We start from the raw sequence: 20,165 nt of genomic DNA, 5'->3' as shown, positions 1-20,165 counted from the left end.
CCCGGCCCACCGCCGCCGTCGAGCCGCCGCCGCTGGAGCCCGAGCCGTTCGTCGGCCGCGACGCCGAGCTGGCCCGGCTGACCACGGCCGCCGCGCGCACGGGCAGGTTCCAGGTCGCGATCGTCACCGGCGTCGCGGGCGCGGGCAAGACCACGCTGCTGCGCCAGCTCGAGGGCCGCCTCACCGGCGACGGCTGGATCACCGCGTCGGGGGCCTGCCCCGACTCCAGCGCGACGCCGCCCGGCTGGGCGTGGGTCGAGATCCTGCGCTCGCTCGTCGGCGTGACGGGCGCGGGCGAGTACGCCCAGTTGCTGGCCCCGCTGCTCGACGACGCCGCGCCCGATCCCGACGACGACGAGGTGTCCGGCGGTTTCCGCCTGCACCGCGCGGTCGGCGGCTATCTCGCCGGGGTCGCGCGCCGCTCGCCCGTGCTGCTGACGCTCGAAGACCTCCACTGGGCCGACGACCAGACGCTCGCCCTGCTGCGCGCGCTGCCGAGCCTGCTGGCCACCAGCCGGGTGATGCTGGTGGTCACCTGCAGGGAGAGCGAGCTCGACGACCGGCAGTCCGACGTGCTGGCCGCGCTGGCCAGGCTCGGCCCGCTCCGGGTCGGGCTGTCCGGGCTCGACCCGAAGGCCGTGGCCGAGCTGGTCAGGGCGACGTGCGTGCGCGAGATCGACGAGGACGCGGTCGAGTCGATCGTCGAGCGCACCGCCGGCAACCCGTTCTTCGTCCGCGAGACGGTGCGGCTGCTCGACTCCGAGGCCGCCGCCGACCGGGCCAGCGCCACCGAGGTGCTGTCGCGGGTGCCCTCGGGGGTCCGCGACGTGCTGCGGCGGCGCATCTCCCGGCTGCCCGCCGGGGCGCAGCAGATCCTGCTGCAGGCCGCGGTGATCGGCCGCGACGTGGACGTGGACGTGCTGGTCGACGTCGCCGGAGACGAGGAGGCCGTCGTCGAGGCGGTCGAGGCGGCGCTGCTGGCCGGGCTGGTGACCGAGCCCGGCCCCGGCATGCTCAGGTTCGACCACGACCTCGTACGCGACACGGTCTACTCCGACGCCTCGCGGCTGCGGCGCACCCGGCTGCACGCGGCGGTGGCGGCGGTCATCGAGCGGCGCGCGCCGTCCGACGTCGCCGCGCTCGCCCACCACTACTTCCTGGCCGACACCGCCGAGAAGGCCGTCCACTACGCCGGTTTAGCAGCCGAGCAGGCCGAGCGCCGCTTCGCGCACCGCGAGGCCGCGACGCTCTGGGAGCAGGCCATCGCCGCGTTCGACCGGACCGGTGGCGACACCAAGGAGCGCCTGCAGCTCATGCTCCGCCGCATCCGGGCACTGGCGCTGTGCGGTGACATGGCCGCGGCGCGGCTACTGCGGCGCGAGGCGATGGATGCCGCGTTGCCGCTCGGCGACCTGGAGATCACCGCGCGGGTGGCGGCGTCGCTCGCCGTGCCGCACAAGGGCATGGCCCGCGACTTCACCCGCACCGCCTGGGAGATCGTCGACGTCACGGAGAAGGCGCTGATGGAGCTCCCCGAGGGGGAGCAGACGCTGCGCGCGAGCCTGCTCACCACGCTGGCGCTGGAGCTGGAGGGCTCGTCCTCGCCGGAGCGGGGACGCCAGGCCTCGCTGGAGGCGCTGGAGCTGGCCAGGCAGAGCGGCGATCCGGTGCTGCTCGCCGCCGCGCTGAGCGGGCGGCTGCGTCAGTCCTACGACATCCCGGCCGTCGACACCCGCGAGAACATCGGCCGCGAGCTCCTGGAGGTGGCCCAGCGCTCCGGGCAGATGGCGACGCAGGCGCTGGCCCACCTGGTGCTGCTGGAGTGCGCGGCGGCCCGGGGCGAGTTCGCCGTGGCCGACGAGCACGCCGCCGCGGCCGACCGGCTGGCCCGGCAGTACGACCTGTCGGCGCCCGCGGCGGTCTGCGCCTGGTACACCGGGCAGCGGCTGATGATCGCCGGCGACTACGCGGGCGCCGAGCGGGCCTATCGCGACGCCGCGCGGATGACGAAGCGGGCGGGCATGCTGGAGGGCCGCCAGGACCTGCCGCTGATCACCATGTTCTGCCTGCACCTGGTCGACGGCCGGGCGGCCGAGACGGTCGAGCTGCTGGCCGAGGCCCGCCAGCGCGGCGCCAAGTGGACGCTCGACGCCTACGCGCTGGCCCTCGCCTCCGCGGGCCACCTCTCCGACGCCAAGGCCGTGGCCGCGGTGCGGCCGCCGGTGCGGCCCGACTTCCTCTACGAGCTGGCGATGACGTGGCGCGCGCTGGCCGGGATGCTGCTCGACGACCGCGAGCGGATGGTCGACTGCTACGACAAGCTCAAGCCGTTCGCCGACCGCGTCGCCGGCGCGGGCACCGGGGTCGTGGCGCTCTGGCCGGTGGCGCTGACCCTGGGAGACCTGGCCGTACGGCTCGACCAGCCGGAGGCCGCCCGCGACCACTACGCCAAGGCTCTGGAGGTGGCCGAGCGGGTCGGCGTCCCGCGCTGGGTGGAGGCGGCGCGCCGGTCGGTCAGCAGCTCACCTGGAACCGCTGGCTCTTGACGGTCCCGGCGCCCTTCACGGCCAGCTCGACGCGATACCAGCCGGGGTTGCCGGTGATCCTGGGGTGCCACTCGACGCTCTCCCTGGCGCCGGCGAAGCCCCCGAGCTCCACCAGGTAGTCCTGCCAGGTGTTGCTCTGCGGGCTCCAGCGGGTCAGCCGCCAGTTGTAGAGGGCGGTCGCGCCGGGGGCGGGGTTGACCACCATGCCGCGGACCTCGTACGTCCTGGCGCATCCCGCCTCGGCGACCGGCGAACCGAGCAGCAGCGTACCCGGCGACGCGGCGAGGGTGGGGGTCGGCGCGGAGCCCGAACCCACTGACGCGGAGGCCGTCGTCGGGGAGGCGGAGGGCGTGGCGGAGGGCGTGGTGGCGGGCGTGGCGGAGGTCTTGACGGGCACCTCGCGGGCCGACAGGGAGATGGTCTGCGTGGGCCGGGGAGCGGAGCTGGCGGTGTCGTAGGCCGAGAATCCGACGTAGGCTCCAGTGAAGGCGAGCGCTGCCACGAAGAGCTTGGCCGTGTTCGCCGAGCCGGTGGCCAGCACCGCTGTGCTTCTCGTCCTCATGATCGTCGCTCCTCTTCGCTCACCTTCAGGTGTAGAGGAGAATGGTTGTGGCGTGCTTGTCCGTGACTTGCACCATTTGCACGGGCCTTGCAGGCCGGTGTAGCGACAGGGAACACCTTGAACTAAGGTTAGGCTGACCTTTGTAGATCCAGGGGTGGTGATGTTCCGCGATGAGGCGCCTGGCACTCGCCGTCCCCGCCCCCACCGAGCCGTTCTGGCTCGGCCTGCCGTACTGGCTGGTGGGTGCCGTCCTGATCGTCGCGCTGTTCGGCGCGTTCCAGGCGTACTACTGGATCGGCCGCAGGCTCGGCGAGCGGCTCTACGACTCGCGCGTCGGCGTCAAGCTGGGCCGTGACCGGATAGGGAAGGTCGAGCGGATCGTCGAGCGGTGGGGCGCGCTGGCGGTCTACGGGTGCTTCTGGGTGCCGATGCTGCGGCACACGCTGCCATGGGTGGCGGGCGCGCTGCGGGTCTCCTATCCCTGGTACGTGGTGGCCAGCGCGCTGGGGTGCCTGACCTGGGCGCCGCTGTGGTGGTTCGGGCTGACCGCCCTGGTGTGGGGATGGCTGCAACTGGCCGCGCAGTCGCCGGTCATCGCGGGGGGCGCGCTCGTGGCGGCGGTCGGCGGAGGCGTCGCGTTCTTCGCGTGGCGCAGGAAGAGACGCGCGGAGAAGGACAAGGCCCTGGTCGCCTGAGGCACGCGGGCGTCAGGGCGGCGGCTGGGTGCGGTCCTCGATCGTCGCCTCCGGGGCGATCCTGCGGACCGACTCGATGCCGTTCACGCACGCCGCCTTCGTCCTGTAGGGCTCGCTGACGGCGACGGTCTGCCCGTTGCCCGCGACGAGCGCGAAGCGAAACTCGCCCCGCTCGTCCTTGCTGATGACGTACCTGGCCGCCATGGCCTCCCCCGTTTCCTGGCGTAACAGCGGTTTACCCCGGCTAGACCGGGTTTTCTTTGCTCCGCGGTCAAGTTCGGCAAACCGAGCTGTGATCACCTGGGACCATGGCTGTCATGCGCATTCGGGGGTTCATCGGCTTCACCGCTCTCGCTCTCGCCGCGGGTCTCGTCTCGCCCGCGGCCACGGCGGGGGCGGCGGACGCATCCGCGATCGGGACACGGGACGTGCCTTCGGTCGGCGCGAAGGCGGCGTACGTGATCGACTCGGCGGGAACGATCCATTTCGCGAAGCATCAGGCCCGCAGGGTCCCGGTCGCCAGCCTCGTCAAGGTCATGACGGCGTACGTGGTCCTGCGCGAGGCCACCCTGGGCGACAAGGTCGAGATCACCGGAGCCGACGTGCGCTACGCGGCCGACAACGGCGCCACCACGGCGGCCCTGGCCAAGGGCGAGCGGGTGACGGTCAGGGACCTGCTGTACGGCCTCATGCTCCCCTCGGGCGCGGACGCGGCCAACGCGCTGGCGCGCACGTACGGGCCGGGGAAGACGGCGTTCGTGGCCAAGATGAACGCCACGGCGCGGCGCCTCGGCCTCCGCGACACCCGCTACGCCAACGCGGACGGCCTGCCCACCCCCTCGGGCGGCGGGCACTCGACGGCCGTCGACCAGGCCAGGCTGGCCAAGGCGGCCCTCGACGACCCGACGTTCAGGACGATCGTGTCGCGCCAGGTGCACCGGGTGGCCAAGACGCCGCTGCAGCGGGCGCACACCTGGCGCAACACGAACAAGCTGCTGCAGCGCGCGGACGACGTGCTGGGCGTCAAGACGGGCTACACGAGCGCGGCGGGCTACTGCCTCATGTTCGCGGGCGAACGCGGGGGCAGGCGCGTGATCGGCGTCCTCCTGGGCGACCAGGACGAGCGCCGCTTCAGCACGGCAGAGGAGCTCCTCGACTACGCGGACACCCAGATCACCCGCGGCTGAACGGCCCTCCGCCCGACAGACCGACAGGCGGGCGGACCGACAGGCGGGCCCGCCGCATATTTCGCGCGCCTTCATACGGGTAAGTGCGGTTTTTTGCATACGCCCCACCCCGAGGCGCCATGAAGGCATGCCGCCATTCGTGCCCATTGAGGCTGATTTTCCGGTCCGATAAGCGCATCGGACATATACCGGCAAGCCCGTCACAAGTGACGCAGTCCGCCACGCCCGGCCGCAATCCGAACCACTGAATGCATGTCGCTCGACGCCGTATTCGTTGACGCTTTTTCACCTATGTTTTCCCTGTACGGGGAAGTCCATTTCGGCGTGGCGTCGCCGAGAATGTCACGGGGGCTGTAAGCATCTTTACCGTCACGCTGGGTCGCCAGCGGGCAACGAATGGGCCGTCTTCCGGCCAAAGGGTTAGCCGCGGCCACGTCCGCGCTCCGAAAGAAACGGTACCTCTATGTTCACGCAAAGTCCCAGAACGAACGCCACAACCAAGGGCAGCCGGCCGCAGAGGCACCGGTCGACTAAGAGACTGGCGATGTTCGCCATGGCCGGCTCCCTCTCCATGGCCCTCGCCGCGAGCACCTCTCCGACAGCGGTCGCCGACGGGGACAAGGACGAACCCAAGAACACCACCACGTCCACCACCACGACCACGACGGTAGGCGACGTCGACGGCGGCAGGCGCTGCGAGGCGAGGCACTTCTTCAGGTTCCACAACATCGCGCCGAGGAACTTCTTCGTTCCGCGCACCCGCTTCATCGACGGTCCCGGCGGCGAGATGACCGTCTCGGTCACCCGGGAGCACGAGGTCCTCGCGTTCCTGGAGCTGGACAAGACGGCGTCCCGCTCGGTCACCGTCGGCGACGTGGTCCGCTCGCTGTCGAAGTCGGTCACGCCCCACCTCGAACTGCGGCACATGGTCTTCACCGGACACGACTACACGCAGACGATCAGCAAGGGCATGTACGGCAACATGTGGTACCGCGTCTTCGGCTACCGCGTCGGCTGGTCCCAGTTCGCCCAGCTCAGCAACTGCAACCAGTGGCGGGTCTCGACCGGAATCGCCAACGTCCCCTCGCGGGTCGAGGGCTGGCGTTACTGGGAGACCGAGCATCCGAAGTTCATGGGACGCAAGCTGTCCGACAAGTAAGGACGTTCGACCCTGACGGTGGGTAGGCGTGGGCCCCTGGTAATGATGGCGACACCGGTCGCGCGTCATTCTCCAGGGGCCTGCCTTTTGTGCGCCGTGCCGTCGATCCGGCGAGCGGAAAAGAGCCGCGTACACCCCTGAGCGATTTCCCCTTCCCTCATGCGTTCCTTTGGCGCCATGGGCGTTCGGCATCCCGAATGGGCGCCCCCCGGCTACGCGCGGTGGTTTATCACCCGGAACCAGATCTCGGTGCACGTGGCTGCGGCACGGGGCAGGTCGGGAACGGGCTGGGCGGCTGCCTGGTAGAAGGCGCGTTCGGTCATCCAGCACAGGGTGTGCGCCAGCGCCGCGGCGTCGGCCGGACCGTCGCCGTCGGGTATGCCAGCGCGGACGAGAACGCCGGTCATCACCTTCGTGAACGTCGCCACCGTGGCGGTCCACAGGTGGCCGATCTCGGGGATCACGGCGGCGTGGTCGACGGCCGTGCGCATGACCCGGCCGTGCCCGCGCCACATGTGTTCGGTGCGGCTGATCGCGTGCTCGATGGCCTCGTGCGGCGGAGTGGCCTCGTCATCGGTGAAGGCGGTGGCGTCCTCGGTCAGCGCGGCGAGCGTACGGGCGACCAGGGCAGTGAGCACCTCCTGTTTGGACCCGAAGTAGAAGTACAGCGACCCGCGCGAGATCCCCGCGCCTGTGGCGATGGCCTCGACGGTCATCGGCTCGACGCCCTCACGCTCCAGAAGCTCCTCGGCCGCCCGCAGGATCGCCTGCTCGCGCAGATCGCCCTTGCGCGGGGTGGCCCGCTGCCTGCGCGTCGCCCTCTCCATCGCCATGAGGCCGAGGATACTGCGACCGCAGAGGAATCAACGCGATGTCGAAAAAAATCTGCGCCGTGTAGAATCTGTGCCAGTCCGGAAGCCGTGCCTGAAGGAGCCTCCATCTCATGAGCAAGACCTTCCTGATCACCGGGGCCAGCCGCGGCCTGGGGCGCGCGTTCGCCCAGGGAGCACTGGACGCCGGCCACACCGTCGTCGGCACCGTACGCGGCCGGAACGACGCCGACGCCTTCGCCCGCCTGGCACCAGGACGCGCCCACGCGCGGCTGCTCGACGTCACCGACGACGAAGCGGTGTTCGCGCTGGCCGAGGAGGTGGAAGCCACTGTCGGGCCGATCGAGGTCCTGATCGCCAACGCCGGCTACGGCCTCGAAGGGGTCTTCGAGGAGACGTCGCTGGCGGATCTGCGCGACCAGTTCGAGGTCAACGTGTTCGGCGTGGTCGCGACCATGAAGGCCGTCCTGCCGTACATGCGGGCCCGCCGCGCCGGGCACATCTTCGCCGTCACCTCGATGGGCGGCCTGATGACCGTGCCCGGCCTGTCCGCCTACTGCGGCAGCAAGTACGCGCTCGAGGCGATCGTCGAAGCGGTGGGAAAGGAGGTCGCCGGGCTCGGCATCCGGGTCACCGCGGTCGAACCCGGATCGTTCCGTACCGATTGGGCGGGGCGGTCGATGGTGCGCGCCGAGCGGTCCATCGCCGACTACGACGAACTGTTCGACCCGCTGCGTGAGGCGCGGCAGGCCGCCAGCGGCCGTCAGCTGGGCGACCCGGCCAAGGCCGCGGGCGCGATCCTGCGCGTTCTGGACGCCCCGGATCCGCCTGCCCACCTGGTCCTCGGCTCGGACGCGCTGCGCCTGGTCGCCGCCGGGCGGGCGGCGGTCGACGCCGACATCCACGCCTGGGAGGAGCTTTCGCGGTCCACTGACTTCCCCGACGGCCACCAGATCCGCTGAGGTCAGCCCTCCTGGCGACTCCTCAACTCCGCGGGTGCGCGCCCAGCCCGCATCCGCATGTTCGCGCGGATGTCACAGTTTGATCATTCGCCGTTCGCGATGCCTGGCCAGATTGTCCCCTGCGTTTCCACCCCTCCAGGGAGCAGCACATGGGCCACGGCCACCCGCACCACCATCATGACCACGATCACTTGACAGGTGAGGACCTGCCCCCGGCTCTGGACCAGTCCGTGCCGGAGGACGAGCTGTCGCCCGAGGACGTCTCACGCCGCCGCTTCCTGCGGCGCACCGGCCTGCTCGGCGCCGGTGTCGCGGCGACCGCGCTGGCGACCACGCAGGCGGCGCACGCGCACGACCCCGTGGGAGAACAGGACCGCTACGCCCGCGGCGGCTTCCGGTGGCTCGCCGGCGACCACCACATCCACACCCAGTACAGCTCGGACGGCCAGTACCGGGTGTTCGACCAGGCCCGGCACGCCTACGCCCACGGTCTGGACTGGATGGTCGTCACCGACCACGGCAGCGCCGCGCACGCCAAGATCGGCGTCGAGAAGGTCAACCCGGACATCGTCCAGACCCGCGAACAGCTCAAGAACCTGCTCGTCTACCAGGGGCTGGAGTGGAACATCCCGGCCGCCGAGCACGCCACCGTCTTCGTCCACCCGGGGCGCAACGAGGTGGCGGTGCTCAAGGAGTTCGAGAACGCCTTCGACGGCAGCGTCAAGGGCGCCGGCGACTCGACCCCCGCCAACGAGGCGCTCGCCGTCGCCGGGATCAGATTCCTCGGCGAGCAGGTACGCAGGCGCCGGGTCGAGGGCGCGCTCTTCCTGGCCAACCACCCGGCCAGGCGCGGCATCGACTCGCCCCACGAGCTGCGCGGCTGGCGTGAGGCCGATCCCACCGTGGCGATCGGCATGGAGGGCGCCCCCGGCCACCAGGCAGCGGGCCTGCCGCGGGCGACGGCCGGCCGGGCTCGCGGCTTCTACGACAACAACCCGTCCGCCAACTCCTTTCCCGGCTACCCGTTGGAGAGCTACCGGACCTGGGGCGGCTTCGACTGGATGACCGCCACTGTCGGAGGGCTCTGGGACAGCCTCCTGGCGGAGGGCAAGGCGTGGTGGATCACTGCCAACTCCGACTCCCACGCCAACTACCTGGACACCTCCCAGCGCGGGCCCGGCGGCGACTTCAACGCCAACGGCAGGTACGAGGACCCGGTCTACGGGCCGCCGCTCACCGAGGCCGGCGACTACTGGCCCGGCCAGTACAGCCGCACCCACGTCGGGGCGAGATCGTTCAGCTACCGCGCGGTCATGGACGGGCTGCGCGCCGGTCGCGTCTGGGTCGACCACGGCGGCCTGATCAGCGGGCTCGACGTCCGCGCGCGGGAGGCCGGCGACCGGCGCGCGAGCTCCGGCACGCCGCTGGGCGGCGTCATGCGGGTCAAGCGCGGCACGAACGTGGAGGCGACCATCGACATCGACCTGGCCCGCACGCCGAACTGGTCACAGTTCGTGCCGGTGCTGGCCAGGGTCGACGTGATCGCCGGCGCCGTGACCGGGCCGGCCGCCGACCCGGACACGTTCACCGCCCCGGCCACCCGCGTGGTGAAGTCCTTCGAGGTCGGCCGGGCCAGCGGCCGGGTCTCGTTCACCTACTCCTTCGGGCAGGTCAGCGAGCCGTTCTACTTCCGGATCCGGGGCACGGACGGCCGGCGCGGCGCCCCGGGCCTGATGGGCGCCGAGGTGGACCCCGCAGGACCGGCCCTGGACGTCGTCGGCAACGCCGACCCCTGGCAGGACCTGTGGTTCTACGCCAACCCGATCTGGGTCCTGCCGAGTTGACCGGTCGCGAAGGCCTGATCGGGCTCAGCTTCGGGCACCGTACGGTCCGGGACGCCGAGCACTGGCTGCGCGAGGTCGTGCGCCCGCTCGAACTCCCGGGCCTGGTGGCCTGCACGCACCTGGTGCGGGTGCCGTACCCGCACGTCGCCATCAGCCTGGCCGCCAACGCCGAGCCGCCGGCCCATCTCACGTCCGTGCCGCCGGACCTGCGGGACGCGGCCGGACACGCGGCGGCCGAGCACGCGACCCGCCGGTCCGGCCGGGCGGTGTTCTATCCGGGGGTGGAGCGGCTGACCGGCACCCTCACCGTCGCCGAGGTGACCGCCTTGAGCGCCGTCGACCGGGTGACGGGACTCGGCGGCCCGCCGCCCGAGCCCGGCACGGAGCTCGAGACCCGTGACTTCGTCCGCCCGCTGTGGCAGGACGGACTGCTGACACTGGTCACGGTGCCGGTGGCGGGCGGCCGCGTGGCGCCCTTCGAGGTGCCGGACCCGACTCCCTGCTGCGCCGACACCGGCCACGCGACCGGCTGGCCCCCGGCGAAGCCGGTCGCGCGTCGGAGCAGGGGCCTCGGAGCAGGGTGAGTCAGGCGCAATCCCAGCGGATTCCCTGGAACGACTGCCTGAAGCGCGGCCAGGTGTACTTGCGCGACTTGCCCGGCCTGATGATGTAGCACGGGCTGTCCGGTCCCTTGGCGTGGCGGACCACGGCGGTGACGGTGTACCGGCAGTTGTTGGTGATCCGCACGCTCTGGCTGAACCAGTGCACCCAATGGGCGACACGCGCGCAGCGAGGACCGGCGGTGGCGGTGGCCGCGGCGGCGCCACCGGTCTGGGCGATGGCGAGCCCGCCTGCCAGAGTGGCGGCGGTCACCGCCGCGGCGACGCACGAACGCAGGCGAGAGGACGTCTTCGTCATGTGTTCTCCTTCCTTGACGCAGATGGGAAGATGACGGTCGGGTCGGCCAGTGACTGGCGCGCCACCGACGCTCACACCGACGCTCTGACATGTGACTGGCGTTTGCACCCCTTTCGACCTGCGCACCAAAGGCAGCAACATCCGCAACAACTCCGGCACCGATGGAGGGACGCGTGGCTCGGGGAGGACGCAAGGACCGCCCGATCGACCGCAGCTCGGGGCCTGTCGCGGAGCTGGCCGACGATCTGCGGAAATTGCGGGGAACCCTGTCGCTGGAGGAGGTGGGCCGCCGCATGGGCTACCACCCGAGCACGGTGTCCCGGCGACTGAGCCCGGCGGACCTGCCGCCGCTGGAGTTCGTCACGGCGTACGTGACGGCGTGCGACGGCGATCCAGGTCCGTGGGAGGAACGTTGGCGGGAGATCAGGCGATCGGTCGAGACCACGTCCGCCGGCACGCCGCCTGACGACACGGGGCCGGTGCGGCCACGCCGGAAGCCGTACATCCTGACGGCCATCCTGACGGCGACTGCGATCGCGGGCGGCGTGGCGGCGAGCGCGGCCCTGTGGTTGCCCGGAATCCGGGGCGAGACGGGCCCACCTCCCGAAACTGGCCCGACCGCCCTGTCCACGACCAGTCCGGGCCCCGCGACGACGGGACACGGCTTCCGCTGGACCATCGAACGCATGACCCTCCGGCTGCTCTCACGCCAATGGACCCAGACGGCTCCTGGCGACATCCGGATCTGGGCGAGACTCACCTGCCCGCGAGGAGTCACCTCGTATCGGATCGCGGTCCGCCCGGACGGTCACACCGCGCGGTTCGCCTGCGGTTCCTGGCAGTACCACGAGTGGGCCGGCGTCCCGGGGGGACGGCACCACTTCGAGGTGTGGAAGGACGACGACGGCCACGCGGTCAGCGGGGAAGGGATGCTGAGCTCCACCGTGAGCATCGTGGAGCTGCCCAGGTCCACGACCTCCACCGGGCAATGACGTGGCCTCGCGACCAAAGCCATGATGAACTCCGGCCAATGAACCAGGCATCCCGCGCCGCGCCACCCACTCTTACCGCCCCTCTGCGGCTTAACCTGCGGAAACCAGCATGGAGAGGCTAGGAGGAGACAATGGGGATCGCTGTCGTAGGCCGAGCCGGCTGGAACGCCCGCCCGCCCAGGGACCCGGACGAGGTCGAGCAGGTGGCGTGGCCGCAACGCACCGAGTTCATCGTGCACCGCACCGAGGGGCCGACCACGCAGACGCCGCGGTCCATCCAGGACACCCACATGGACGAGCGGGGCTGGAACGACATCGGCTACAACTTCCTCGTGCGGGACGACGGCACCGTGTACGAGGGCCGCGGCTGGCTCGTGCGCGGGGCCCATGCCAGCGACCACAACATCACCGGCATCGGTTGTGCCTACATCGGCGTGAACAGCCCGACCGAGGCCGCGAAGGAGTCGATCCGCGCTCTGTACGACGAGGCGTGCGCCAAGGCCGGCCGCGTCCTCGCCCAGCGGGGCCACAGTCACGTCGGCGACACCGACTGTCCCGGCACCACGCTGCTGGCCTGGGTGGAGTCCGGCATGCCGGTCGACGACAGGGCGACCGTGCCTTACCCGCCACCGGACGAGGAGCGGCTCGTGTGACGCGACGTCGGACGGTGGCGGGGCGCGCGACCTGTCGCCGTGGCAGGGCCCGGGTGTGAGTATGGGGATGTGCTCACACCCGGGCCGGACGTCGGGCGACAGCCCGATGCCCGTTCCCGCCACCGGTCGGTGCGGCCTCGGATCACGACCCGCCGGTGTTGCCTCCTCTGTTGAGCCAGGCGCGGATGGAGCCTCCGTCGTAGATCACGACGTAGTCGGCCTTGCCGTCGCCGCTGATGTCGCGGAAGGTGGACTTGTCTCCGGGGTATCCGGTCGCGTTGACGAAGTTCAGGTACGGCGTGAAGCCGCCGCCGCCTCCGCCGCCGTCGTTGAAGTAGGCGTGGGTTCTGCCGGTGCTGTCGACCATCAGATAGTCGGCCTTGCGGTCGCCGTTGACGTCGGCGAGCCTGAGCTTGTCGCGGGAGCCGTACCAGACGCCGGGCGCCCAGTTCAGGCGTTCGACCCAGTGGATCACTCCCGCGCTGGTCTGGGTGTTGATGTAGGCGTGGATGGCTCCGGTGTCGCTGGTGCGCAGGTAGTCGTCGCGTCCGTCGCCGTTGACGTCGGCGAAGCGGAGAGCTTCGCGTCTGATGCCGGAGACGCCCGGGGCGATGACGCCCAGGTCGCTCCAGTGGTAGGGGCCGTCGGCGCCGCCGGGGCCGTTGTTCTGCCAGGCCCGTACCGATCCCGCCTCGCCGACCAGCAGGTAGTCGTCGCGGCCGTCGCCGTTGACGTCGGCGAAGCGGACCGCCTCGGGGCCGTGGCCGCGACCGGGTGAGATGATGCCCTGGTCCACCCAGTGGGGCTGGCCGGGCTCGGCCGGGGTGTTCAGCGCCGCCCGCACCGAGCCGTCGGCGGCGATCCGCACATAGTCGCCGCGGTTGTCGCCGTTGAGTTCGACCAGGTCGGTGTGGCCCGCCGGTTGGCTCATGCCGGGGGCGATCACCCCCAGGGCGCGCCAACCGGGCCCGAGCGCGCTCTCGGCGTCCTGAGTCGCGCACCCTCCAGAGGTGCCCTCGGCCCCCGGATCCTTGAGCCAGCCTTCGCGGTCGGCGTCCAGGACGCCCTTGGTGAAGGCTTCAGCGATCTTCAGGTAGCCGTTGTCGTCGGGATGCGCCGGCTGGGCCAGATCGGCGGTGCTCACCGCCCCCATGTCGACGAGCAGCACGTGCTTGCCCTGGTCCCGGCGCTGCTTGACGATCGCGGGAATCCTGGCGTTGTAGGAATCGATCCGCGGTTGGAGGCCGTCCTTCGTCGACGGCACCAGGGTGGCGACGAGCACCGTCGCCTCGGGGGCGTCCTTGAGGACCTGATCGATCAGGTCGCCCAGCCGTTGCGGCGCGCTCGACAGCGCGAAATCCTGGTTCATGTCGTTGGTGCCGGCGTGCAGCGTCACGAGGTTGGGCCGGTACCTGGGAACGGCACAGGCCGCGAAGTGCGCGATCTCGTCGATCCGCCGACCGGAATGACCCTCGTGGTCGAGGTCCGCGCTCGTTCCTGACGGCCCGTCGTTCAGGGTGCCGACCATGTCCACGGCAGCCCCCAGCCTGGTCAGCGAAGCCTGCAACGGGAGCCGGTAACCGGCGCCGGTGGAACTGCCGATGCCGTGGGTGATCGAGTCACCCAACGGCATCACCCTCAGCTTCGCGCCGGTGAGTTCCTCCGGGTCGTCGCCGCCCGGGTCGGGCGGGGGGTTCGGGTCACCGGGGGAGCCCTCGTCCCGGCCGTAGTCGAAGTCGAACTCGATCACGGTCTTTTCCTTCTCGCTGCAGATCGTGGCGCCGGTGCCGGTGACCATGCACTCAAGGGTGATGGCGGTGTTGGCGCTTTCGAGGTTGCTCGCGAACGTGTCGTCCTTGATCCCGATCGTGGCGCTACCGAAGTCGTGGCCGAACAGCTTGTCGCGAAGTCCGCTCGGGAAGCCGTTGTAGGAGACCAGTGTCGAGCGCCGCCACTGGCCGGAGTGGTTCTCGGGCGGTTCGTCGCCCTCTGTGGCGAAACGGAAGGCGTGGGTGAAGGTGCCGTCCTTGTGGTACACGATCTTAGGGTGGGTGCCGTCCCAGCGGACCTGGTCGGCGCCTCTGATCTCATAGTGGCCGTGCGCCGACGTGGCGACGTACTCGGCCTTGTCGTCGCGGACCCAGACCGCGATGTGTTCCCAGTCGTGCACGTGGCCACCGGCCCCCGGGCCTGCCACGTTCTGGGTCATGACGTCCTTTTCGAAGTAGTAGTCGTAGAGATAGACGCACCAGCCGGAGTTGCACCGTTGGCGGGAGTAGGCGTTGGTGTTGTCCAGGTCTGACTGGTCGCGGCAGTCGCCCGTGTTGGTGGTGTTCTGGTTGTCCAGGCCCTCGGAGATCCGGCCGTCAGGCCCGATGGCCGGGACGTTGTAGCAGCTGTCGGTGTCGTAGTCGAGGGTCGGCTGCCACTTCAGGTCCGCCGCAGTGGCGTTCTGCGGCAGCGCGCGCGGCGGGTCGGCGGCAGCCGCGGCGGGCGAGGCCGGGAGAACGACGACACCGAGTAACAGCAGCCCGGCGACAACCGCGCGACCGCCTGACCGGGCGAGTCCTTCGGCCATCCTTGTCGTCACGGCCGCGGTGGCTGGTAATACCGCCTTGATCAATGTGCGCACACTGGTCCTTACTGTTTCACTGGCGGTGCCGTGCAGGAACGGAGGTAGGACCGGCACGGACAGGGGACCAGATCGGTCTGCCGGCGAGGTTCCAGGGCGCCATCCAGAGTTGCGGCCATCGCCGCCGGACATTGTGGCGTCAAGTCTCACAAACGGCCGCCATGGCGGCATCGGTCGATAGACCTATCCGGCTTGGCACCAGCCGCTGCGTGACAGCGCCCGGTCCAGTAGTCACCCGTTCTACGACCGTGTGCTGCTCCGCATCAGCCCGTGGCACGCAATTGCGGCGGCGGCTACCACGTTCAGGGAGTCCACGCCGGCATCCAGCGCCGTCGCGCTCATCGGGATGCACACCGCCTCGTCGGCCTCCTTCAGCCAGCGGGACGACAGGCCATCGCCCTCCGCCCCGAGCAGGAGAGCCACCCGATCGCCCATCTTGACCGTGTCTATCGGTGCAGCCGTCTGGTCCGGGGTCAGGGCCAGCGTCTGGTAGCCCAGTTCCCGCATCCGGGAGAGCCCGTCGTACCAGCTGTCCATCCGCGCGTACGGGATGGAGAACACCGCCCCCATCGACACCTTCACCGCCCGCCGGTAGAGCGGGTCGGCGCAGCGCGGCGACAGCACGATCCCGTCGACTCCGAGCGCGGCGGCGCACCGGAAGATCGCACCGACGTTCGAGTGGTCGACCAGGTCCTCCAGGACGAGGACGCGCCGGGGGTCCGGTGTGCCCGTCAGGACGGCCTCCATGGGCGGGAGCGGGCGGCGTTCCATGGAGGCGAGCGCGCCCCGGTGCACCTGGAAACCGGCGATGCCCGACATGGTCTCGTCACTGACCACGTACACGACGGCGTCCCCGAGCGCGTCGGCGAGCGGCTCCAGCCAGCGGCGGGTGGTCAGGACCGAACGGACGGGGTAGCCGGCGGCGATGGCGCGCCTGATCACCTTCTCGCCCTCGGCCAGGAACAGCCCGCGCTCGGCCTCCAGGCTCTTGCGCAGCTCCACGTCGCGGAGCCGGGTGTAGTCGGCCAGGCGAGGGTCGGCCGCGTCGGTCACGTACTCGAGCACGGTCCGATCCTGCCACCTCGGGCACCGCGGGACACCGCCCCACGCGCGACGCCTCAGGTGTGCTCCGGTGCCGTCACCAGCCGGCCGGCGTGCCAGGTGAGCGTGTAGCAGGTGAGCACCAGGCAGAGGCCGACCACCGTGCCCGCGCCCACCTTGGTGATCACGCTCGGCAGGCCGAGGACGGGGTCGGGCGGATCCACGCGGGGCCAGAGGAAAGCGCCCGCGACCGTGCCGGCGGAGGCGGCGGCCAGGACCCCCAGCCGCACGTTCGGGGAGAGCCGCAGGTGGGCGGGCACGGGCGAGGCCGCCATCCGCGACAGCCGGCGCCAGACCCACCACCCCACGATGGCCAGGCCGACGACGGACGACAGGTACTGCAGCAGGCGGAAGAGCCTGATGACGCCGAGCACCTGGTAGGAGAGCCAGTCGCCCCACTCCGCGGGGCCGGTGGAGTGGGTGAACGAGTCCCACAGCACGTGGCTCCCCGCCCCGATCACGGCGCCGGCCACGATCGGCAGCAGCCTGACGTACTGCCACGACGGGGCCAGTGCGGCGGCGCGGCCCGCGAACGCCGGAGGGAGGAGGGAGATCAGCGGGTCCCTGAACACCTTGTGGAACAGGCCCAGCAGCACCACCACCGCCGCCAGGTCGATGGTGAGCACGCCGCGCCAGGAGTGCCAGTCGGCGTAATCGGGCAGCAGGGTGGCCAGGAACGGCAGGAAGATCGGCAGGTCGGGCACCATGGCGCCGATGGTCAGCGCCCATGGATCCACCAGGCGGCGGGCTCGCTCGGACGACGCCAGCGGAAGCACCGCCGCGATGTGACTGGGCGTGAACGGCACAGACCTGCCCTCCCCCGTGATCGATCATTGATGATTATCCGGCCGGCCTTTGCTCCTGACCACCAAAATCACTCTAAGTAACAGGTATGCTACATACCGCAGTCGCCGGCCGGGCGTCGAGGATTCGGAGGTTCAAGGTGCCTGTTCAGCGGGTTCACGCGCATCCGGCCGCGTCAGCCGACTGGTTGCGGGCGGCCAGGGCGGCGCGCTCGCTCTCGCTCGCCACACTGGTGTGGCTGGGGCTGGAGAGCTCGCTAGGGCTGGTCGCGGGGGTGGCGGCGCACTCGGTCGCGCTGATCGGCTGGGGGCTGTCGGCGCTGGTGGAGGCAGCGGCGAGCCTGATCGTGGTGTGGCGGTTCACCGGCTCGCGGACGCTGTCGCCCGGCGCGGAGCACCGGGCGCGGCGGGCGGTCGCGCTGAGTTTCTGGGTGCTGGCCCCCTACCTGGTGCTCCACGTCGCGTACGACCTCGGGGCCGGGCACCGGGCCGAGCCGAGCCTGCTGGGGATCGTGGTCACGTCCGTGAGCCTGGTCGGCATGCCGGCGCTGGGGCTGGCCAAGCGGCGGCTGGGCGCGCGACTCACGTCCCCGTCCACGTCCGGGGAGGGCACGCAGAACCTCATTTGCGCGGTGATGGCGGCCGGCGTGCTTGCGGGTCTGTGGCTCAACACTCTCGGCTGGTGGTGGGTCGATCCGGCCATGGCCGTGGCCCTCGCGGTGGTCGCCGTACGGGAGGGAATGCGCGCCTGGCACGGTCACGCATGCTGCCATTGAGGCTGACGCTCCGTAGTTAGCACACCAAAACGGCTGTTTTGCCACAGCAAGCGCATTGAGTATCGTTCCGGAAGTATTGCGGAGCATCTCCCGCTAGGGTCTCCGGAAGGTCACGACTCACCTAAGAGGACATCGTGGGGCGACACCGCACAGACGAGTTCGACGGCGGCTACCGAGCCCAGGAATCCGCACCTCGCAGACGAGCCGCCCGCGGCGGCCGGGGCAGGGTGCTGGTCCCGCTCGCCGGGGCCGTCGCGCTCGCCGTGCTGCTCGGCGTGGCGGCGTTCGTGATCTTCAACCGCGACCACGACTGCTCGGCGGGCAAGCTCCCGCTCCGCGTCGTCGCCACCCCGGACGTCCAGCCGGCCCTGAACAAGATCGCCACCACCTACAACAAGGCGCTGCACTCCATCGACAGCCGCTGCGTCGAGGTGACGGTGGCGAGGGAGTCGGCGGCCCGGACGGCGAACTCGCTGGTCGCCGGCAAGGCGAACGCCGACGTGTGGGTGGCCGACTCCAGCCTCGTCATCGCCCGGCTGCGCAGCGAGCCCGCCGGCGTGGCCGCGGTGCCCGAGCCCTCCGGCTCGGTGGCCTCCTCCCCCGTCGTGCTCGTGACGGCCAAGGCGTGGGCCGCCAAGCTCGCCGGCAGCCTCCAGCCGAGCTGGGCGGGCATGATCGCGGCGGCGAACGTGGCCAACCCCGACGGCCCCGGCAAGAAGGTCCGCGTGCTCGCCCTCGACCCGCAGAAGAACTCCGCGGGCATGGCCGCGCTGATCGCCGCCGCCGGCTCGGCGAAGGAGGCGGGCCAGGACAAGGCGCTGGTGGGCGCGCTGAAGGAGCTCTCGGGCCAGCTCGTCTCCGACCCGGGCGCGCTGCTGGCGAGCCTCACCGTGAGGTCCGGCAGCAAGGTCCCGGTCGGCGTCGCCTCGGAGCAGAGCGTCTACCTGCACAACTCCAAGAAGCCCGACTCCCAGGTCGTGCCGCTCTATCCCGCCGAGGGCACGTACAACCTCGACTACCCCATCGTGGTCGTCGCCAAGGACCTGGCCGTGCAGAAGGCGGCGGCCGACTTCAAGCGCGAGCTCGCCACCGAGTCCGCCGCCAGGGTGCTGCGCGGCCAGGGCTTCCGCACCCCCGACGGCAAGGCGGGCGACACGCTGACCAAGGACAGGGGCTTCACACCGACGCCGCCGGAGGCGCTGCCCAAGCCCGACGTCAAGACCGTGGCGCGCATGGCGCAGACGTGGTCCAGGCTCAACCTGGGCAGCCGCATGCTCACCCTGCTCGACGTCTCGGGCACGATGGCGCTGCCCGTCCCGGGCACGAACATGACGCGCATGCAGGCCATCTCCAAGATCGCAACGGAGGGCCTCGGCCTGTTCGCCGCGGACTCGGAGATCGGCGTCTGGGCGTTCTCCACGCACCTCGACGGCCAGGGCAAGGACTGGCGCGAGGCCGTCTCGGTGGGCCCGCTGACCGAGACCGTCAACGGCGTCCTGCGCAAGGACATGCTGATCAAGCAGCTCGGCACCATCCAGGCCAAGGCGACGGGCGACACCGGCCTGAACGACACGCTCAAGGCCGCCTACACCGAGATGACCGAGTCGTACCAGCAGGACAAGATCAACACGATCCTGATCCTCACGGACGGCGCGGGCAACGACGACCCCGACGGCGGCGTCACCAACGCGCAGATCCTGTCCTTCCTCAAGAAGACCTACAACCCGAAGCGGCCGGTCAGCATCATCCTCATCGCGTTCGGGCCGGACGCGCCCAAGGGCAAGCAGCAGATGGACGCCCTCGCCCAGGCCACCGGCGGCGACGCGTACATCGCCAAGAACATCCTCCAGGTACGCGACTTCTTCCTCCAGGGCATGGAGCGCCGCCTCTGCGCCCCCAAGTGCGACGGGTGATCGCCTTCCGTCCTTGACGGCCGGCCGTGGTCCGCTCTTCGCTACTCCCGCCACATTCGCCACTGTTTGCTCCAGTCATGCCTGTTCGGCATGGAGTCGTGGCTTCTGGTCAACCCCGCTGAGCGGGGCGGCGTCCTAGGCGCGTGGGGGTCTTCGTACGAGTTGCGGGGAGGATTCGTGCCCGGATGGCCGACTGTCGACCGCGCCGGTGATCAGCGGCTGGTGGACGCGCTGCGGCGCGGCGACGCCGACGCCCCCGCCCTGCTCCACGACGCCTACGCCGAGCGCCTGTACGACTACGCGTACTCGCTGACCAGGGAGGGGAACACCGCGGCCGACGCCGTGCACGACGCCCTCGTCACCGCGCACGGACGCGTGGACCGGCTCAGGGAGACCGCCAGGGTGCGGGCATGGCTGTACGCGCTGACCAGGTTCCAGGCCGTCGCGCGCCTGGCCCACCGGAGTGGCGGCCCGGCGCGCGGCACGCTACCCGCGCCCACCCTCGACGACTCCGCGGACGAGGAGCTGGCCGCGCTGGTGCGCGAGGCGCTCGGCGAGCTGGGCGCGACCGGCCGCGAGGTGCTCGGGCTCT

Annotated in this window: 19 protein-coding genes; 12 read left to right on the top strand and 7 right to left on the bottom strand. The window is 70.9% G+C overall.

Going from position 1 to position 20,165, the window contains the following annotated elements; genetic code table 11:
• A partial coding sequence (locus DQW85_RS06890; RefSeq protein ID WP_113699550.1) for an ATP-binding protein occupies nucleotides 1–2,546 on the top strand: 2,546 nt, incomplete at its 5' end.
• On the opposite strand, the gene DQW85_RS06885 is transcribed toward DQW85_RS06890, so the two are convergent.
• Entirely contained in the window at nucleotides 2,515–3,108 is a 594-nt protein-coding gene (locus DQW85_RS06885; RefSeq protein ID WP_162794796.1) for a hypothetical protein, read from the bottom strand. The two genes, DQW85_RS06890 and DQW85_RS06885, sit on opposite strands and share 32 nt — an antisense overlap.
• Nucleotides 3,109–3,278: 170 nt before the next feature.
• Between DQW85_RS06885 and DQW85_RS06880 the strand changes: the two genes are divergently transcribed.
• Nucleotides 3,279–3,803: a DedA family protein gene (locus DQW85_RS06880; RefSeq protein WP_113699548.1), complete on the top strand. Its 525-nt coding sequence runs from the start codon at nucleotides 3,279–3,281 to the stop codon at nucleotides 3,801–3,803.
• Nucleotides 3,804–3,815: 12 nt separating this feature from the next.
• On the opposite strand, the gene DQW85_RS06875 is transcribed toward DQW85_RS06880, so the two are convergent.
• A complete protein-coding gene (locus DQW85_RS06875) occupies nucleotides 3,816–4,007 on the bottom strand; it encodes a YegP family protein (RefSeq protein ID WP_113699547.1) in 192 nt (63 codons plus the stop codon).
• Between the two features lie 113 nt (nucleotides 4,008–4,120).
• On the opposite strand from DQW85_RS06875, the gene DQW85_RS06870 reads away from it, so the two are divergent.
• Nucleotides 4,121–4,990 carry a D-alanyl-D-alanine carboxypeptidase family protein gene (locus tag DQW85_RS06870; protein ID WP_240196978.1) on the top strand — a complete coding sequence of 290 codons (870 nt, stop codon included), beginning with the start codon at nucleotides 4,121–4,123 and terminating at the stop codon, nucleotides 4,988–4,990.
• Nucleotides 4,991–5,534: 544 nt separating this feature from the next.
• Nucleotides 5,535–6,149: a hypothetical protein gene (locus DQW85_RS06865; protein WP_113699545.1), complete on the top strand. Its 615-nt coding sequence runs from the start codon at nucleotides 5,535–5,537 to the stop codon at nucleotides 6,147–6,149.
• Nucleotides 6,150–6,361: 212 nt separating this feature from the next.
• Here the strand turns inward: DQW85_RS06865 and DQW85_RS06860 are convergent, their stop codons facing one another.
• Nucleotides 6,362–6,982 carry a TetR/AcrR family transcriptional regulator gene (locus tag DQW85_RS06860; RefSeq protein ID WP_113699544.1) on the bottom strand — a complete coding sequence of 207 codons (621 nt, stop codon included), beginning with the start codon at nucleotides 6,980–6,982 and terminating at the stop codon, nucleotides 6,362–6,364.
• A gap of 110 nt (nucleotides 6,983–7,092) precedes the next feature.
• Between DQW85_RS06860 and DQW85_RS06855 the strand changes: the two genes are divergently transcribed.
• The 3 genes from DQW85_RS06855 to DQW85_RS06845 all read left to right on the top strand — a co-directional run bounded on the left by DQW85_RS06855 (nucleotide 7,093) and on the right by DQW85_RS06845 (nucleotide 10,369).
• Entirely contained in the window at nucleotides 7,093–7,941 is an 849-nt protein-coding gene (locus DQW85_RS06855) for an oxidoreductase (RefSeq protein ID WP_113699543.1), read from the top strand.
• 191 nt (nucleotides 7,942–8,132) lie between these two features.
• The gene (locus tag DQW85_RS06850) at nucleotides 8,133–9,785 is read left to right on the top strand and encodes a PHP domain-containing protein (RefSeq protein WP_240196977.1); all 1,653 of its coding nucleotides are present in this window, start codon (nucleotides 8,133–8,135) and stop codon (nucleotides 9,783–9,785) included.
• Nucleotides 9,782–10,369 carry a hypothetical protein gene (locus DQW85_RS06845; RefSeq protein ID WP_113699541.1) on the top strand — a complete coding sequence of 196 codons (588 nt, stop codon included), beginning with the start codon at nucleotides 9,782–9,784 and terminating at the stop codon, nucleotides 10,367–10,369. The genes DQW85_RS06850 and DQW85_RS06845 overlap by 4 nt, the downstream gene beginning before the upstream one ends.
• Before the next feature lies 1 nt (nucleotide 10,370).
• Here the strand turns inward: DQW85_RS06845 and DQW85_RS06840 are convergent, their stop codons facing one another.
• Nucleotides 10,371–10,703 carry a hypothetical protein gene (locus tag DQW85_RS06840; protein ID WP_113699540.1) on the bottom strand — a complete coding sequence of 111 codons (333 nt, stop codon included), beginning with the start codon at nucleotides 10,701–10,703 and terminating at the stop codon, nucleotides 10,371–10,373.
• Nucleotides 10,704–10,876: 173 nt separating this feature from the next.
• Here DQW85_RS06840 and DQW85_RS06835 point away from each other — a divergent pair, with 173 nt between their 5' ends.
• Both DQW85_RS06835 and DQW85_RS06830 read left to right on the top strand, forming a co-directional pair.
• Entirely contained in the window at nucleotides 10,877–11,695 is an 819-nt protein-coding gene (locus DQW85_RS06835; protein WP_113699539.1) for a helix-turn-helix domain-containing protein, read from the top strand.
• A gap of 131 nt (nucleotides 11,696–11,826) precedes the next feature.
• On the top strand, nucleotides 11,827–12,348 hold the full coding sequence (locus DQW85_RS06830) for an N-acetylmuramoyl-L-alanine amidase (protein WP_113699538.1): 522 nt from the start codon (nucleotides 11,827–11,829) through the stop codon (nucleotides 12,346–12,348).
• Between the two features lie 142 nt (nucleotides 12,349–12,490).
• Here DQW85_RS06830 and DQW85_RS06825 read toward each other — a convergent pair whose 3' ends face one another.
• The 3 genes from DQW85_RS06825 to DQW85_RS06815 all read right to left on the bottom strand — a co-directional run bounded on the left by DQW85_RS06825 (nucleotide 12,491) and on the right by DQW85_RS06815 (nucleotide 16,887).
• A complete protein-coding gene (locus DQW85_RS06825; RefSeq protein WP_113699537.1) occupies nucleotides 12,491–14,926 on the bottom strand; it encodes an NPP1 family protein in 2,436 nt (811 codons plus the stop codon).
• Nucleotides 14,927–15,220: 294 nt separating this feature from the next.
• Complete coding sequence (locus DQW85_RS06820; RefSeq protein WP_113699536.1) at nucleotides 15,221–16,045, bottom strand: TrmH family RNA methyltransferase; 825 nt, start codon at nucleotides 16,043–16,045, stop codon at nucleotides 15,221–15,223.
• A gap of 53 nt (nucleotides 16,046–16,098) precedes the next feature.
• Nucleotides 16,099–16,887: a DUF4184 family protein gene (locus DQW85_RS06815; protein WP_113699535.1), complete on the bottom strand. Its 789-nt coding sequence runs from the start codon at nucleotides 16,885–16,887 to the stop codon at nucleotides 16,099–16,101.
• Nucleotides 16,888–17,024: 137 nt separating this feature from the next.
• On the opposite strand from DQW85_RS06815, the gene DQW85_RS06810 reads away from it, so the two are divergent.
• From DQW85_RS06810 to DQW85_RS06800, 3 genes are all read left to right on the top strand, one after another.
• Nucleotides 17,025–17,660, top strand: coding sequence for a cation diffusion facilitator family transporter (locus DQW85_RS06810; protein ID WP_113699534.1), 636 nt, complete (start codon nucleotides 17,025–17,027; stop codon nucleotides 17,658–17,660).
• 134 nt (nucleotides 17,661–17,794) lie between these two features.
• Nucleotides 17,795–19,573 (top strand): substrate-binding domain-containing protein, encoded by a 1,779-nt coding sequence (locus DQW85_RS06805; protein ID WP_240196976.1) that lies wholly within the window; start codon nucleotides 17,795–17,797, stop codon nucleotides 19,571–19,573.
• 177 nt (nucleotides 19,574–19,750) lie between these two features.
• The coding region (locus DQW85_RS06800) for an RNA polymerase sigma factor (RefSeq protein ID WP_162794795.1) at nucleotides 19,751–20,165 on the top strand (415 nt) is incomplete at its 3' end.

This window comes from Nonomuraea lactucae (assembly GCF_003313395.1).
Classification (GTDB): Bacteria; Actinomycetota; Actinomycetes; order Streptosporangiales; family Streptosporangiaceae; genus Nonomuraea; species Nonomuraea lactucae.
Note: the sequence above shows the minus strand (reverse complement) of the source record. Positions and strands in the feature narration are given on the sequence as shown.

What these genes read in the sequence shown, in the direction of transcription:
- DQW85_RS06825 (WP_113699537.1), bottom strand. Translation starts at nt 14,926, where the DNA reads ATGGCCGAAGGACTCGCCCGGTCAGGCGGTCGCGCGGTTGTCGCCGGG.
- DQW85_RS06860 (WP_113699544.1), bottom strand. Translation starts at nt 6,982, where the DNA reads ATGGCGATGGAGAGGGCGACGCGCAGGCAGCGGGCCACCCCGCGCAAG.
- DQW85_RS06870 (WP_240196978.1), top strand. Translation starts at nt 4,121, where the DNA reads ATGCGCATTCGGGGGTTCATCGGCTTCACCGCTCTCGCTCTCGCCGCG.
- DQW85_RS06840 (WP_113699540.1), bottom strand. Translation starts at nt 10,703, where the DNA reads ATGACGAAGACGTCCTCTCGCCTGCGTTCGTGCGTCGCCGCGGCGGTG.
- DQW85_RS06880 (WP_113699548.1), top strand. Translation starts at nt 3,279, where the DNA reads ATGAGGCGCCTGGCACTCGCCGTCCCCGCCCCCACCGAGCCGTTCTGG.
- DQW85_RS06865 (WP_113699545.1), top strand. Translation starts at nt 5,535, where the DNA reads ATGTTCGCCATGGCCGGCTCCCTCTCCATGGCCCTCGCCGCGAGCACC.
- DQW85_RS06875 (WP_113699547.1), bottom strand. Translation starts at nt 4,007, where the DNA reads ATGGCGGCCAGGTACGTCATCAGCAAGGACGAGCGGGGCGAGTTTCGC.
- DQW85_RS06885 (WP_162794796.1), bottom strand. Translation starts at nt 3,108, where the DNA reads ATGAGGACGAGAAGCACAGCGGTGCTGGCCACCGGCTCGGCGAACACG.
- DQW85_RS06855 (WP_113699543.1), top strand. Translation starts at nt 7,093, where the DNA reads ATGAGCAAGACCTTCCTGATCACCGGGGCCAGCCGCGGCCTGGGGCGC.
- DQW85_RS06830 (WP_113699538.1), top strand. Translation starts at nt 11,827, where the DNA reads ATGGGGATCGCTGTCGTAGGCCGAGCCGGCTGGAACGCCCGCCCGCCC.